At 72.1% G+C, this 14,423-nt stretch carries 11 protein-coding genes; 7 read left to right on the forward strand and 4 right to left on the reverse strand.

Annotated elements, in window-relative coordinates:
- The first annotated feature begins 144 nt into the window (after nt 1-144).
- From mreC to rodA, 4 genes are read left to right on the forward strand one after another with little or no spacing between them, the layout of a single operon-like run.
- The gene (gene mreC, locus ACIRRS_RS24775) at nt 145-1,089 is read left to right on the forward strand and encodes a rod shape-determining protein MreC (RefSeq protein ID WP_402974642.1); all 945 of its coding nucleotides are present in this window, start codon (nt 145-147) and stop codon (nt 1,087-1,089) included.
- Nucleotides 1,090-1,092: 3 nt separating this feature from the next.
- Nucleotides 1,093-1,734 (forward strand): rod shape-determining protein MreD, encoded by a 642-nt coding sequence (gene mreD, locus ACIRRS_RS24780; RefSeq protein ID WP_402974645.1) that lies wholly within the window; start codon nt 1,093-1,095, stop codon nt 1,732-1,734.
- Nucleotides 1,735-1,794: 60 nt separating this feature from the next.
- The gene (gene mrdA / locus ACIRRS_RS24785; protein WP_402974648.1) at nt 1,795-4,092 is read left to right on the forward strand and encodes a penicillin-binding protein 2; all 2,298 of its coding nucleotides are present in this window, start codon (nt 1,795-1,797) and stop codon (nt 4,090-4,092) included.
- Nucleotides 4,089-5,288, forward strand: a complete 1,200-nt coding sequence (gene rodA, locus ACIRRS_RS24790) for a rod shape-determining protein RodA (RefSeq protein WP_402974651.1) — start codon at nt 4,089-4,091, stop codon at nt 5,286-5,288. Before mrdA ends, rodA begins: the two co-directional genes overlap by 4 nt.
- Before the next feature lie 69 nt (nt 5,289-5,357).
- Here rodA and ACIRRS_RS24795 read toward each other — a convergent pair whose 3' ends face one another.
- Together ACIRRS_RS24795 and ACIRRS_RS24800 are read right to left on the reverse strand one after the other, a co-directional pair.
- Entirely contained in the window at nt 5,358-6,011 is a 654-nt protein-coding gene (locus ACIRRS_RS24795) for a nitroreductase family protein (RefSeq protein WP_402974654.1), read from the reverse strand.
- A 37-nt stretch (nt 6,012-6,048) separates the two neighbouring features.
- On the reverse strand, nt 6,049-6,555 hold the full coding sequence (locus ACIRRS_RS24800) for a MarR family winged helix-turn-helix transcriptional regulator (RefSeq protein WP_402974657.1): 507 nt from the start codon (nt 6,553-6,555) through the stop codon (nt 6,049-6,051).
- A 139-nt stretch (nt 6,556-6,694) separates the two neighbouring features.
- Here ACIRRS_RS24800 and ACIRRS_RS24805 point away from each other — a divergent pair, with 139 nt between their 5' ends.
- Nucleotides 6,695-7,696, forward strand: a complete 1,002-nt coding sequence (locus ACIRRS_RS24805; protein ID WP_402974660.1) for an SGNH/GDSL hydrolase family protein — start codon at nt 6,695-6,697, stop codon at nt 7,694-7,696.
- A gap of 13 nt (nt 7,697-7,709) precedes the next feature.
- On the opposite strand, the gene ACIRRS_RS24810 is transcribed toward ACIRRS_RS24805, so the two are convergent.
- On the reverse strand, nt 7,710-9,002 hold the full coding sequence (locus ACIRRS_RS24810; protein WP_402974663.1) for a M14 family zinc carboxypeptidase: 1,293 nt from the start codon (nt 9,000-9,002) through the stop codon (nt 7,710-7,712).
- Nucleotides 9,003-9,436: 434 nt separating this feature from the next.
- On the opposite strand from ACIRRS_RS24810, the gene ACIRRS_RS24815 reads away from it, so the two are divergent.
- The gene (locus ACIRRS_RS24815; RefSeq protein WP_402974666.1) at nt 9,437-11,371 is read left to right on the forward strand and encodes a TIGR03960 family B12-binding radical SAM protein; all 1,935 of its coding nucleotides are present in this window, start codon (nt 9,437-9,439) and stop codon (nt 11,369-11,371) included.
- 67 nt (nt 11,372-11,438) lie between these two features.
- Here ACIRRS_RS24815 and ACIRRS_RS24820 read toward each other — a convergent pair whose 3' ends face one another.
- Nucleotides 11,439-13,004, reverse strand: coding sequence for an ArnT family glycosyltransferase (locus tag ACIRRS_RS24820; RefSeq protein ID WP_402974669.1), 1,566 nt, complete (start codon nt 13,002-13,004; stop codon nt 11,439-11,441).
- A 418-nt stretch (nt 13,005-13,422) separates the two neighbouring features.
- On the opposite strand from ACIRRS_RS24820, the gene ACIRRS_RS24825 reads away from it, so the two are divergent.
- Nucleotides 13,423-14,187, forward strand: coding sequence for a TIGR03936 family radical SAM-associated protein (locus ACIRRS_RS24825; RefSeq protein WP_402974672.1), 765 nt, complete (start codon nt 13,423-13,425; stop codon nt 14,185-14,187).
- Nucleotides 14,188-14,423: the final 236 nt, after the last annotated feature.

Consider the following 14,423-nt stretch of genomic DNA (forward strand, 5'->3'; position numbering starts at 1 on the left):
GTTGTTGTGGGGGGCCCCCGCGGTGTGCTGCCCCCGCGGGCGGCGGGGTACACGCCCCGGGCCCCCGCGGGCCCCCCCGGGGGGGCCCCCCGGCCCCCCCCCCCCCGGGCCCCCCGCCAGGTACGAAGGGGCAGTACCAGCACCGTGAGGGACACACGAGAGAGCCGGCTGCTGCTCATCCTGCTGGTGGCCGTCGCCTTCGCGCTGATCACCGTGGACATCAAGGGCGGTGAGGACTCCCCGCTCGGCGGCGCCCGCCGCGCCGCGGCCAGCGCGCTCGGCCCGGTCGAGCGCGGGGCCGCCACCATCGTGGACCCGGTCGCGAACACCGTCCGCGCCTTCCGCGACGCCGCCACCGACAGCGGCCGCGCCGACCAGCTCGCCCGCGAGAACACCGAACTGCGGCAGAAGCTCGCCTCCTCCGACATGGCCTCGGGGCGCAGCAAGCAGCTGGACGACCTGCTGCGCACCGCCGGGGCCGGCGGCTACACCGTCAAGGCCGCCCAGGTCATCGCGATCGGCCCGGCCCAGGGCTTCTCCTGGACGATCACCATCGACGCCGGCGGCGACGACGGCCTCACCCGGGACATGACCGTCATCAACGGCCAGGGCCTGGTCGGCCGGATCACCACCGTCGCCCCGACCACCGCCACCGTGCTGCTCGCCTCCGACCCCGGCTTCTCGGCCGGCACCCGGCTGGAGGGCAGCGGCGAGATCGGCTTCGCCTCCGGCGGCGGCGACAGCCCGATGAAGGTCTCCCTGCTCAACGGCAAGGCCCAGGTCAAGGCCGGCGACCGGCTGGTCACCTTCGGCTCGCAGAGCGGGCGCCCGTTCGTCCCTGGCGTGCCGGTCGGCAAGGTCGTCGAGGTCCAGGCCAACGCCGGGCAGCTGACCAAGACCGTGCTCGTCGAGCCGTTCGTCCAGTTCACCCGGCTGGACCTGGTCGGCGTGGTGGTCGTGCCGCCGCGCGCCGACCCGCGCGACGCCGTGCTGCCGCCCGCCCCGGCACCCGGGCAGCCGCAGGCCCCCGCCTCCGCGCCGGCCTCCGCGCCCGCCGCCCCGCCCGCCAAGCCCACTGGGGGGAACTGAGCCATGCGCCTCGCCCGCATCCCCGTCTCCGCCGCCCTGATCCTGCTCGGCCTGATCCTCCAGGTCAGCGTCTTCGGCCGGCTCCAACTCCCGGGCGCCACCCCGGACATACTGCTGCTCGTGGTCATCGGCCTCGCGCTGGTGTACGGGCCCACCGGCGGCTGCCTGGTCGGCTTCTGCGCCGGACTGGTCGCCGACCTCGCCCCGCCCTCCGACCACGCGATCGGCCGCTACGCCCTGGTGCTCTGCCTGATGGGCTACGCCGCCGGGCTGCTGCGCCCCGAGCACGGCCGCCAGCGCTCCGTCGCCGGCGCCCTGATGGTCGTCGGCGCCGCCGCGATCGCCTCCACCCTGCTGTACGCGATGGTCGGCGCCCTCGTCGGCGACACCGCGGCCCGGCACGTGGGCCTGGGCGGCCTGGTGATCAGCGCCCTGCTGTACGACCTGCTGCTGGCCCCCTTCGTGGTGCCCGTGGTGATGATGCTCGGCCGCCGCTTCGGCCGCGACCCGGTCGCCGCCGCCGACGGCAACGACGAGGGCGGATCGGGCCTGGGCACGCTGGCGCGCTACCGCACCACCCGCGAGGCCTCCTCCGGCCCGTCGTACAAGAAGCGGCGCGTGCCCGGCTTCGCCCGGCGCCCGTAGCCCCGGCCCGTCAGGGCCCCCGAACCTTTCGACCTCCCCGCATCCTGGAGCGCACGAGACGTGAGCAACATCCCCGAGACCGGCCGTACCCGGCGGGTGACGATCCGTCTGGTGGTGCTGCAGATCCTGGTGCTGTCGCTGCTCGCCACCCTGGGCGGGCGGCTGTGGTACCTGCAGGTCCGCAACGCCAGCGTCTACACCGCCAAGGCGACCGGCAACCACATCCGCGAGGTGGTCGATCCGGCCGTGCGCGGCGAGATCCTGGACGCCTCCGGGAGGGTCCTGGCCGGCAACGAGACCCGGCTGGTGGTGTCCGTCAGCCGCACCTCGCTGCTGCAGCAGAAGGACGGCGGCAAGGCGGTGCTCGGCCGGCTGGCGGGCGTGCTGGGGATGCAGGCCAAGGACGTGCAGGAGAAGGTCCGGCTCTGCGACTCCAAGACGCAGCAGCCCTGCTGGAACGGTTCTCCGTACCAGCCGATCCCGGTGACCAAGGAGGCCACCACCCAGCAGGCGATGCAGATAATGGAGCGCCGCGAGGACTTCCCCGGGGTCACCGCGCAGCCCACCGCCGTGCGCCGCTACACCGGCGCCGAGGGCGCCAACCTGGCCCAGGTGCTCGGCTACCTCTCCCCGGTCACCGACGACGAGGTGACCAAGACCGCCGACAAGAAGGGCCAGGACCGCTACCTGCCCGCCGACCAGATCGGCCGCGCCGGGCTGGAGTCGGTCTACGACCGCGACCTCCGCGGGACCGCCGGCATCACCAAGCTCAACGTGGACAACCTCGGCCGGGTCATCGGCACGGCCGACACCGTCGCCCCGCAGACCGGCGACAACCTGGTGACCAGCATCGACGCCCGGGTGCAGAAGGTCGTCGAGGACAACCTCGCGCAGGCCATGAACGACGCCCGCAACACCTTCGACAAGGTCACCAACCGCAACTACGAGGCCGACTCCGGCGCCGCCGTCGTGATGGACGTGCACACCGGGCGGATCGTCGCGATGGCCAGCGCCCCGACGTACGACCCCAACCTGTGGGTGGGTGGCATCAGCGGCAAGGACTACCAGTCGCTGACCAGCAAGGACTCCAACTTCCCGCTGCTGAACCGCGCCATACAGGGTCAGTCCGCCCCCGGCTCGACCTTCAAGGTCATCTCCACCACCGCCGCCGTGCAGGCCGGCTACTCGCTGGACGGCCACTACGACTGCCCGAAGAGCCTGACCATCGGCGGCCGCGAGTTCAAGAACTTCGAGAGCGAGAACTTCGGCCAGATCTCCCTGGAGAAGGCGCTGGAGGTCTCCTGCGACACCGTCTTCTACGGGCTGGCGTACGACCAGTGGATGAAGGACGGCGGCATCAAGCCGAAGAAGGACCCGGGCGACTGGTTCTTCAAGACCGCCCACGAGTTCGGCCTCGGCGCCAAGACCGGCATCGACCTGCCGGCCGAGGTCCCCGGCCGGGTGCCGGACCGGCAGTGGAAGCAGTCCTTCTACGACAACAACAAGGACGCCTGGTGCGCGCAGGCGCAGAAGGGCGGCACCAGCTTCTCCGACCAGATCGCGCGCGAGAACTGCGTCGACGGCTACCAGATGCGCGCCGGTGACGCCGTCAACTTCGCGATCGGCCAGGGCGACACGCTCGTCACCCCGGTGCAGATGGCGCGGATCTACTCGGCGCTGGCCAACGGCGGCACCTTCTACCGGCCGACCATCGCCAAGGCGGTGATAAGCCCGGGCGGGGACCTCGTCCGCGAGGTCGCCCCGCACGAGGACGCCAAGTTCCCCGGCGACGCCAAGCTGCTCAGCTACATCGACCAGGCCACCGCGGGCGTCATCACCAGTGGTACCGCCGCCTGGAAGTTCGCCGGGGCCGGCTGGCCGCAGAACAAGATCGAGCTGCACGCCAAGACCGGCACCGCCGAGGTCGAGGGCAAGCAGACCACCTCCTGGCTGACCACGTACAGCAAGGACTACGCCGTCGTCATGACGATCAGCCAGGGCGGCACCGGTTCCGGCGGTTCCGGCGACGCGATCCGGCGGATCTACCAGGCGCTGTACGGCGTGGACGACAAGGGCAACGTCGACGCCTCCAAGGCCCTGCTGCCCTCGCCGCAGGCGGAGCTGCCCAAGTTCAACCCCGACGGCACGGCGATCATCAAGCAGGCCTCCGACCGGGCCGGCGCCCCGGCTCCCGCGCTGCTGGCGCCGGTGCCGCTCGCGGCGGACGCCCCGGCCCCGGCGTGGGCGCAGCCCACCGCCTTCGTCGACCCGCCGCAGCCGACCGGCGGCACCGTGCCGTACGCCGCCGCCGACACCGCGCTGGAACCGACCCGAGGCCCCGGAAGGGGGCGGGCATGACCTCCTACGGCTCCTACCGGCAGCTGCGGCTGGCCCCGCAGCGCACCGGAGTCTCCAAGGCCCTGGCCAAGGACTCCCCGCTGTGGCGGCTGGACTGGATACTGCTGCTGGCCGGTCTCGCGCTCTCGCTGGGCGGCTCGCTGCTGGTCTGGTCGGCCACCCGTGGGCGCGACAACCTCACCCACGGGGACCCGCAGTACTTCCTGTACCGGCACCTGACCAACGTCGTGGTCGGGCTGGTGCTGTGCGCCGTGGTGATAGCCATAGGGAGCCGGCGGATGCGGACCCTGGTGCCGTTCATCTACGTCGGCGTGATCCTGCTGCTGATGGCCACGCTCAGCCCGCTGGGCTCGACGATCAACGGCGCGCACTCGTGGATCCAGCTGGGCGGCGGGTTCTCCATCCAGCCGGCCGAGTTCGCGAAGCTGGCGATCCTGCTGGCGATGGCGGTCGTGCTCGCCGACCAGGTGGACGCGGGGGAGCGGGAGTTCCCCTCGCACCGGGCGGTGTTCCGGGGCCTGATCTGGGCCTGCCTGCCGATGGGCCTGGTGCTGCTGATGCCGGACGCCGGGTCGACCATGGTGATGTCCGCGATCGTGCTGGGCATCCTGCTCGGCTCGGGCGCGGCCAACCGCTGGGTGCTCGGGCTGCTGGCGATCGGGGTCGGCGGCAGCATCGCGGTGTGGAAGCTCGGGCTGCTGAGCCAGTACCAGATCGACCGCTTCGCGGCTTTCGCCAACCCGCAGCTGGACCCGAACGGCGTCGGCTACAACACCGCGCAGGCCCGCATCGCGATCGGCTCGGGCGGGCTGACCGGCAAGGGGCTGTTCCACGGCACCCAGACCATAGGGCAGTTCGTGCCGGAGCAGCAGACGGACTTCGTGTTCACCGTCGCCGGCGAGGAGCTGGGCTTCGTCGGGGCGCTGGCGATCATCGCGCTGGTCGGTGTCGTCCTGTGGCGGGCCTGCAAGATCGCCCGGCAGGCGACGGACCTGTACGGGACGATCGTGGCGGCCGGGGTCATCGCCTGGTTCTCGTTCCAGGCGTTCGAGAACATAGGGATGTGCCTGGGGATCATGCCGGTGGCGGGCATCCCGCTGCCGTTCGTCTCGTACGGCGGGTCGTCGATGTTCTCGGTGTGGGTCGGGATCGGGCTGTTGCAGGCGGTGCGCAGCCAGCGGCCGATAGCGGCCTGAGCGTCGGTGCGTTCGTGACCGGGGGCCGGTCCGGGGTTCTCCCGGGCCGGCCCCTTCCGCGTGCCTGGGCTACCAGGTGTCCCAGTGGGCGATCCGGTCGGTGCCGACGCGGGGGCCTGGGCGGAAGTCGGTGCCGATGGTGTGGGCCAGCGGGATCAGGGCGGCCTGCATCACCGTCTCGTACGGGATGCCGAGGACCTCGGCGGCCTCGCGCTCGTAGTGCAGGTGCGGGGTGGTCCAGGCGGTGCCGAGGCCGCGGGAGCGGGCGGCGAGCATGAACTGCCAAGTGGCCGGGACGATCGAGCCCCAGGCGTTGGCCTGGCCGACGTGGGAGGCGGTCTCGTGGCGGCCCTCGACGCGTACGCAGGGGACGACCAGCACGGGCACCTCGTGCAGGTGGTCGAAGAGGTGCCTGGCGCTCTCGGCCATCCGCAGCCGGCCCGGCCAGTCCTCGGCCGTGCGGTCCAGGCCGGTGCCGGCGACCTGCTGGCGGGGGCGGACGAGGCCGAGGCGGTAGAGGTCGGCGAGGGCGGCGCGCCTGGCGGGGTCGGTGACGACGACGAAGTCCCAGCGCTGGCGGTTGCGGCCGGTGGGGGCCTGGACGGCTAGGGCGAGGCACTCCTCGACGAGTTCGCGTTCGACGGGCCGGGAGAGGTCCAGCCGTTTGCGCACCGCCCGGGTGGTGGTGAGGAGTTCGTCGGTGGTCATCGCGAGGGGTGCCATGGGCTCGGGCTCCGGTCCGGTCGGTGGTGGGTCGGTTCTAGTCGGGGGGTTGGACGTCGAGGATCTTGCGGGTCAGCCGGGCGAGGGTCTGCCGTTCCTCCGGGGTGAGCGCCGAGAACACCCGGTCCATCACCGGGGCGATGCCCGCCTCGGCCTCGGCGAGGGCCTCGGCCCCGGCGTCGGTCATGGTGACGGCGTAGGCGCGGCGGTCCCGGGGGTGGCGTTCGCGCACCACCAGGCCGGCGTTCTCCAGGCCGTCGACGCAGCCGACCATCACGCTGCGGTCGATGCGCAGTTGCTCGCTCAACTCCTGCTGGGAGCAGGCGCCGACGGCGGCCAGCATCTTGAGGACGAGGTGCTGGGGGACGGTCAGGGCGGCGCCGGTGAGCTGCTCGTCGACCGCGCGGGCGATCACCGTGGTGGCCCGGCACAGGGCGACGTCGGGGCGCTCCAGGGTGAGCGCGGCGAAGTAGCGGCCGCGCTCGCCGGTGTCGTCCGTCCGGCTGGGCGAGGCGAGGCGGGGGGCCCGTCGGGCCGTGGTCATCGGTTCTCCTCGGGTGGGTGGGGGCCCAGCTTATCGCCGCCACAAGACTGTTTGACGGTAAATCATCTCGCTGCTACGTTCAACCCACTTGATTGAGTGGCAGACGGTTTTTTGCCAGACGATGAGTGGGGGAACGGCGATGGACCAGGTGGACGTCGAGCGGCTCGACCCGGACGACCCCCGGATCTCCTGGGACGGGATCGCCGCGCTGGAGCGCCGGGAGGGCGGCTGGTGGGCGCCGCTGCGCTTCCCGCTGGAGCGCGTCGGCACCACGCTGTCCGGCAACTTCGCCCGGCTCGCGGAACTCCCCGCCGGCGTGCGGTTCGGGTTCCGCACCGACGCCGTCGAACTGCTGCTGACGCTGGACGCCGACCTCGGGGGCGCACCGCTGGACGTACGGGTGGACGGCGCCCTCGCCCACCGAGGGCGGCCCGTCTCCGGGCCGATTCTCCTGCCCGGCAGGCCCGTTGACGTCGAGGTGTGGCTGCCGCACCTCGGCCGCGCCCGGCTCGGGCCGCTCGGGCTGCGCGGCCACCGGTCGGTGGAGCCGCTGGCGCGCACCGGGACGCGCTGGGTCGCGTACGGCAGTTCGCTGACGCACGCGATGTTCCCCCACGGCCCGTCCGAGGCCTGGCCCTCGCTGCTGGCCGCCCGGTGCGGCTGGCGGCTGCGCAACCTCGGGTTCGCCGGGGAGGCGTACCTCGACCAGGCCGTCGCGCGGGTCGTCCGGGAGACGCCGGCAGACCTGATCACCCTGGAGATCGGCACCAACGCGTACATCAAGAACACGCACACAGCCCGGAGTTGGGGATCCGCGGTGTGCGGGTTCGTCGAGACGGTCCGCGACGGGCAGCCGGACACGCCGATCGTCGTCGTGGCCGCGCTGCCCTGGGTGGAGCGGGAGGCGGTGGTCAACACGGCCGGGATCACCCTGGAGGGCCTGCGCGAACTCACCGGCGAGGCCGTCCGGGTGCTCCAGCGCCTCGGGGACGGGCGGCTGCACCTGGTCGACGGGCGGCAGGTGCTGCCCGTCGACCAGGCCGACGAGGTCTACGCGGACGGGCTGCACCCGACGCCGGACGGGGAGCACGACCTCGCGGACCGCTTCGCGCGGATCCTGGGCGCGATCGCCTTGCGCTGAACGGGAGTCGGGCTCACAGGAGCAGGTCGGCGGTGGTCAGGACGGCGCGGGTCTGGTGGGCGAGCTGCTCCTGGACGGGCACCCAGCGGGCGCCGAACCGGTGGCGCAGCTGGTCGAGGCTGTCGGTGACGATCGCGCGGGCGCGTTCGCGGGCGGCCTCGGCGGCGGCGCCGCGCGCGCCCGCGAGCAGCCGCAGGAGCAGCGAGGCGACGCGCAGCGGCAGGCGGGCGGCGACCAGCCCGGCGGTGGTGACCCGGGCGACGGTCAGCGGCTCGGCGTGCCACTGCTCCCGCCACTCGTCCGCCACGCCGGGCCCGACCTCGAGGTGGAACTCGGCGGTGCGCAGCAGCGGGGCGTGCTCGTGCCGGGCGCGCGCCGGGACGTGGGGGAGCAGGGCGGTGAGTTCCTCCGCCCGGCGCTTGAGGGCCCGGGCGGCGGCGTCCACGGCCTCGATCGGGCACGGGTGGGGGCGGGCGTCACCGACGGCGTCCACCGCCCACATCGGCACCTCCAGGACGGCCGTGACGGCCCCGTACCGGGCCGCGTACGACCAGGTGGACAGCTCCGGCTCGTCCGGCAGCGCCTGGGGGAGGGCGGTGCTGCCGGGGGAGGGCATCAGGTAGGCGCCGGGCGCGGGGCTGGGCCAGCCGATGGCGTCGTAGCAGTCGAGGTCCAGGGGCAGCCCGGCCCGCTCGGCGGAGCGGGCGAGGCGCTCGGGCAGCCCGGGGACGGGACCGGTGAGCTGGACGAAGGCACCGCCGAAGTCCACGCCGTGCAGGGAGCACTGCAGGAACGGCCGCAGTTCGTCGATGAGGTCGGTCAGCGCCCGGCTCTCCGGCATCGGCGGGCGGCCGGAGCCGGGCGCGGGCAGCATCTCGGGCTGCTCCTCGAACGTGGGGCGGAAGAAGTGCTCGTAGTGGCGGCGCATGGTGAGCGGGCCGTCGAGCCAGCCGGAGCCGAGCGCCGCGCCGTCCGGGTCGAGGCACAGCAGCAGGTGCCAGGACAGGCCGGGGCGGGCGGGGCGGTCGAGCAGGACCTCGGCCAGGCGTAGGGCGCCGGCGGTGCCGATGGGTTCGTTGGGATGGGGGCCGCCGACGATCAGGGCGGCGCGGGGGCCGCGGTCGACGGAGAGCAGGAGCAGCGGGCGTCCGGCCCGGGAGTGGCCCACTTCGCGCAGCCGGCAGCGGTCCGGGTGGCGCAGGGCGAGGCGCCGCGCGGCGGACTCGGCCTGGGCCTGCGTGGGGTAGCGGGCCGGTCGGGTGTCGAGGGTCCGCAGGGGACGGACCCGCCGACCGGTGTCGGTCATGGTTCTCCTTGCGCCGGGCACGGGGCCGCCGGGAGCGGTTGGCACGGGGGTACCTGGGAGCGGGGACGAGGGGGTGACGGTGGGGACGGTCGAGGGGCCGGGGGCTACCGGCGCGGGTGCGAGCGTACGACTCAACTCGGGTGTCCGGAAGGGGCGCAGAGTTGTCTGACGGGGCCCTGCCAGGACGGGGCGGGCGCTCCGGGCGCGTCGGGGCGGTCGGCGGACGGCCCGGCGGGGGGCGTACGGAGGGCACACCCCGGGCGCAGCGCGGGCACGCCCCCGGCGCCCGGGGGCGGTCCCCGGCGGTGACCGCGGGCGACCGCCGCCGGCGGATTCCGGCCCGGCGGGCCGTTCGCCGGATTGGGCTACCCTTGAGGGTCACCCCTCCCGTGCCGGTCCGCGGCACCGAATCACGTCGTAAGGGTTCCTAGTACATGACTGTCGAATCGGTCTTCCCACGCCTGGAGGCCCTCCTCCCGCACGTCCAGAAGCCGATCCAGTACGTCGGCGGCGAGCTCAACTCGACCGTCAAGGACTGGGACGCCTGCGACGTCCGCTGGGCGTTGATGTACCCCGACGCCTACGAGGTCGGCCTGCCCAACCAGGGCGTCATGATCCTCTACGAGGTGCTCAACGAGCGCGAGGGCGTGCTCGCCGAGCGCACCTACAGCGTCTGGCCGGACCTCGAGGCGCTGATGCGCGAGCACGGCGTCCCGCAGTTCACCGTGGACGCGCACCGCCCGGTGAAGGCCTTCGACGTGTTCGGCCTGTCCTTCTCCACCGAGCTCGGCTACACCAACATGCTGACCGCGCTCGACCTCGCCGGCATCCCGCTGGAGGCGAAGGACCGCACCGACGACGACCCGATCGTCCTGGCCGGCGGCCACGCCGCCTTCAACCCGGAGCCGATCGCCGACTTCATCGACTGCGCCGTGATCGGCGACGGCGAGCAGGCCGTCCTCGACATCACGGAGATCGTCCGCGCCTGGAAGGCCGAGGGCCGCCCGGGCGGCCGGGCCGAGGTGCTGCTGCGCCTGGCCCGGACCGGCGGGGTGTACGTGCCGCGGTTCTACGACGTGGAGTACCTGCCGGACGGCCGCATCGGCCGCGTCGTGCCGAACGCCCCCGGCGTGCCGTGGCGGGTGTCCAAGCACACCGTCATGGACCTCGACGAGTGGCCGTACCCCAAGCAGCCGCTCGTCCCGCTCGCCGAGACCGTGCACGAGCGGATGTCCGTGGAGATCTTCCGCGGCTGCACCCGCGGCTGCCGCTTCTGCCAGGCCGGCATGATCACGCGCCCCGTGCGGGAGCGAAGCATCACCGGCATCGGCGAGATGGTCGAGCGCGGGCTCAAGGCGACCGGCTTCGAGGAGGTCGGCCTGCTGTCGCTGTCCAGCGCCGACCACACCGAGATCGGCGACGTCGCCAAGGGCCTGGCGGACCGCTACGCCGAGGACAAGATCGGCCTGTCGCTGCCGTCCACCCGCGTCGACGCCTTCAACATCGACCTCGCCAACGAGCTGTCCCGCAACGGGCGCCGCTCGGGCCTCACCTTCGCCCCCGAGGGCGGCAGCGAGCGCATGCGCAAGGTGATCAACAAGATGGTGTCGGAGGAGGACCTCATCCGCACCGTCGCCACCGCGTACGGCAACGGCTGGCGCCAGGTGAAGCTGTACTTCATGTGCGGCCTGCCGACGGAGACCGACGAGGACGTGCTCCAGATCGGCGAGATGGCGAAGAACGTCATCCAGAAGGGCCGCGAGGTCACCGGCCAGAACGACATCCGCTGCACCGTCTCCATCGGCGGGTTCGTGCCCAAGCCGCACACCCCGTTCCAGTGGGCCCCGCAGCTGTCCGCCGAGGCCACCGACGCCCGCCTCGCCAAGCTGCGCGACTCCATCCGCGGCGACCGCAAGTACGGCAAGAACATCGGCTACCGCTACCACGACGGCAAGCCCGGCATCATCGAGGGCCTGCTCTCCCGCGGCGACCGCCGCGTCGGCGCGATCATCCGCGCCGTCTACGACGACGGCGGCCGCTTCGACGGCTGGCGCGAGCACTTCTCCTACGACCGCTGGATGGCCTGCGCCGAGAAGGGCCTCTCCGGCACCGGCGTCGACGTCGACTGGTACACCACCCGCGAGCGCACCTACGAGGAGGTCCTGCCCTGGGACCACCTGGACAGCGGCCTCGACAAGGACTGGCTCTGGGAGGACTGGCAGGACGCCCTGGAGGAGGTCGAGGTCGACGACTGCCGCTGGACCCCGTGCTTCGACTGCGGCGTGTGCCCCCAGATGGACACCCAGATCCAGATCGGCCCGACGGGCAAGAAGCTGCTGCCGCTGAGCGTGGTCGGCCAGCAGAAGTAGGTCCGTGTGTGAAGGAGCCCTCCCCGACGGGTGTCGGGGAGGGCTCCTTCGTGCGCGGGGGAGGGTGCTAGCGGGTCACGCAGCGGATGACGGTGAACTGGCCGCTGTGGTCGATCGGCTCGGTGCGGGCGCACTTGCGCGCTTCGTTCGGGCCGAGGACGGCGATGTAGCTGGGGGCGGCGTCGAGTGCGGTTTCGGTGCCGGAGAAGTAGTAGTGGCGGTAGTTGCGCACCTGGTAGACGCCGTCGACGGTTTTGACCTCGGAATTCGCCTGGAAGTCCTTGGGCTTCGCCTTCAGGTGGAAGAGGGTTTCCACGTAGTTCAGCGAGAGGTGGTCGGTGATGTAGATCGGCTCGTTTCCGTGGCGGGCCCCGTCGGCCGACTTCAGCGAATCGCCGAAACCCTTTCCGAAGGCCTCGGCGATCGGCTTCGGATAACGGGTCGTGTAATCGTGGAAGAACAGCATTCCGTAGCCGAGGGCGGTGGCCATGACGACGGCGACGACCGCCCGGCCGGTCTTCCGGTCGGACATCGCGTGGTACAGGCCGCCGATTCCGATCGCGGTGAGGGCGATGATCGGGATGAACAGGGCGTTGGCCCGGTTGCCGTTGGCCGGCACCACGAACAGGAGGGCGACCGCGCCGATCAGCCAGAACGTGAACAGGTTGGCCTCGGGGGAGCGGGTGCGGGCCGCGAAGTAGACGCCGAGCGCGGCCAGCGGGAAGCCGATCACGCCCAGGACGAGGAACCCGTTGGGGACGGTCCACAGGTAGCCGTCGCCGAACCCGCCGGTCACGAAGTGGGTGTTGAGCGCGGCGAGGTCCTGGCCGCTGGTGATCTGGTCCAGCCGGGAGGAGACCAGCTTCGGCACGGTGAACGGCAGGGAGGACACGAAGTGCGGGCTGCGGTGCAGGACGTTGTTGACCAGGACGAACAGCAGGATCGGCCCGGCGACGACCAGGAACGCCAGCATGCTCAGCACGACCGCGAGCGGGTGCTTCAACACCGTGCGGTAGCGGGTGCAGAGGTAGAGCCCCACCATGATCGGCACCACGAAGACGGCCACCCCGTAGCCGTACAGGGCGAGTGCCAGGAAGACCAGGGAGAAGGGGATCAGGAGCCTGGGGCGTGACGAGGTGTACGCGTATCCCAGGGTGGTCACCCCGGCGAGCAGGAAGAACGGCATGATGTTCGACTCCAGGGCCCACCGCGAGGCGGTGATGTGCCAGGGAGTCAGGGCGAGCAGCGCCGCCCCGATCAGGGCCGTGGGGAGGTCCGTGAAACGCCGCAGGGCGACGTACAGCAGGGGGACGGCGCCGATGCCCAGCAGCACCGGGACGAGCCGTATCGAGAACGCGCTCAGGCCGAACAGACCCACGACCGGCATGCTCAGGTAGGAGAGCAGCACGTTCTGGCCGGAGCCCCAGCTGGGGAAATAGGCCGGCCAGGCATTTCCCCAGCGGTCCGTGCCGTCGGTCAGCAGGGCGAAGGCCTCGTATCCGGCGCTGGCCTCGTCCTGGTTGAGGCCGCCGGGAATTTCAGGAAAACGCCACAGCCTGAGAATCGCTGCGACCACGGTGATGGCGGTGATCGCGATGGTGCTCTTCTGGAGATTCGCGAACCGATTGATCACGGCGCGATTCGCACGGTCGCAAAGGGAATGAGGGGAGGCACTGCGTACTCCATATCGGATTGATTTCCTGCCGCACCGGCAGCCTGCTGCGTACTGTCGATGAAAAGCGAATGATACTACTGGCCTTCTGGGCGCCGGACGGCGGGGCGCAAAGGACGGCGGCCCGCATATGCGGCGTTCGATCATGGCTTGGTCAACGAATCGTTTTTGTTTCCGTACGAGTGGATTGCCCTATTGCGAACGGCCGTGGCCGACGGGGCGGGCGGGGTCGGATCGCCCTCGGGAACGCCGGGGCGGTGGGGCGCGTACCCTTGCTGGTGACAGATGTCCGGTGCAGTGGCCCGGACGGGACACACTGACGAAGGACTGAGCGACCCTGGCACGCCGTACGCCCGACGGTCCTCCGCCCGCGCCGACCGTGCAGCGGATTCGCCTCCGCTACACCAAGCGCGGCCGGCTCCGCTTCACCAGCCACCGCGACTTCCAGCGCGCGTTCGAGCGCGCGCTGCGCCGGTCCGCCGTTCCGATGGCCTATTCGGCCGGGTTCACGCCGCACCCGAAGGTCTCGTACGCCAACGCCGCTCCGACCGGGGTGGCGAGCGAGGCGGAGTACCTGGAGATCGGGCTGGCCGCGCACCGGGACCCGGAGGAGCTGCGGGCGCAGCTGGACGAGTCGCTGCCGGCGGGGCTGGACGTGATCGACGCTGTCGAGGTCCGGACGCCGAACTTCGTGGAGCGCCTGGAGGCCTCCGAGTGGCTCGTCCGGCTGGACGGGGTCGAGGAGGCGGAGGCGGCCCGCGCGGTCAAGGTGTTCCTGGCCGAGGAGCGGGTAGAGGTCGAACGGCTCACCAAGAACGGCGTGCGGGTCTTCGACGCGCGCGGTGCGGTGGCGGCGCTCGAGGTCCTCCCGCCGCAGGTCGGCGACGGTGCGGACACGGCGCCCGGTTCGGGGCACGATGTTCGGACCGGCCGTCCCTGTGCGATACTGCGCCTGGTAGTACGACACGCCACACCCGCCGTACGACCCGACGACGTATTGTCCGGTCTCCGTGCGACGGCCGACCTGGCGCCGCCGGTCCCCGCAGAGGTGACCAGGCTGGCGCAGGGGCCGCTCGACGAGGGGACCGGCACGGTGACCGACCCGCTGGCGCTCGACCGCGCCGCGGCCCCGGCAGGTTCGTAGAAGCCGCCGGGGCGCGCGACCTGCGTCCGCCTAGTGGGCGGAGGCCGGGCCCAGTGCCTCACTGGGCCCGATGGGTCCTCCAGGGTTCCCGCGGCTCCCCAGGGGAGCGAGCGTCGTCGCAGCACAGGCCGGCCACCCCCGTCCGGGAGCCACCCGGGCCCGGGGGACGGCGCAGCTTGCGAAAACCACAGAAGACTGGTCAGACCAGAAGACTTTCGACACCCCGCAGAGCGCGG

This window comes from Kitasatospora sp. NPDC101183 (genome assembly GCF_044767945.1).
Classification (GTDB): Bacteria; Actinomycetota; Actinomycetes; order Streptomycetales; family Streptomycetaceae; genus Kitasatospora.

Excerpts from the sequence above, each read along its gene's own strand:
- ACIRRS_RS24795 (WP_402974654.1), bottom strand. The coding sequence starts at position 6,011 with ATGGCACCCCTCGCGATGACCACCGACGAACTCCTCACCACCACCCGG.
- ACIRRS_RS24805 (WP_402974660.1), top strand. The coding sequence starts at position 6,695 with ATGGACCAGGTGGACGTCGAGCGGCTCGACCCGGACGACCCCCGGATC.
- rodA (WP_402974651.1), top strand. The coding sequence starts at position 4,089 with ATGACCTCCTACGGCTCCTACCGGCAGCTGCGGCTGGCCCCGCAGCGC.
- ACIRRS_RS24810 (WP_402974663.1), bottom strand. The coding sequence starts at position 9,002 with ATGACCGACACCGGTCGGCGGGTCCGTCCCCTGCGGACCCTCGACACC.
- ACIRRS_RS24815 (WP_402974666.1), top strand. The coding sequence starts at position 9,437 with ATGACTGTCGAATCGGTCTTCCCACGCCTGGAGGCCCTCCTCCCGCAC.
- ACIRRS_RS24800 (WP_402974657.1), bottom strand. The coding sequence starts at position 6,555 with ATGACCACGGCCCGACGGGCCCCCCGCCTCGCCTCGCCCAGCCGGACG.
- mreD (WP_402974645.1), top strand. The coding sequence starts at position 1,093 with ATGCGCCTCGCCCGCATCCCCGTCTCCGCCGCCCTGATCCTGCTCGGC.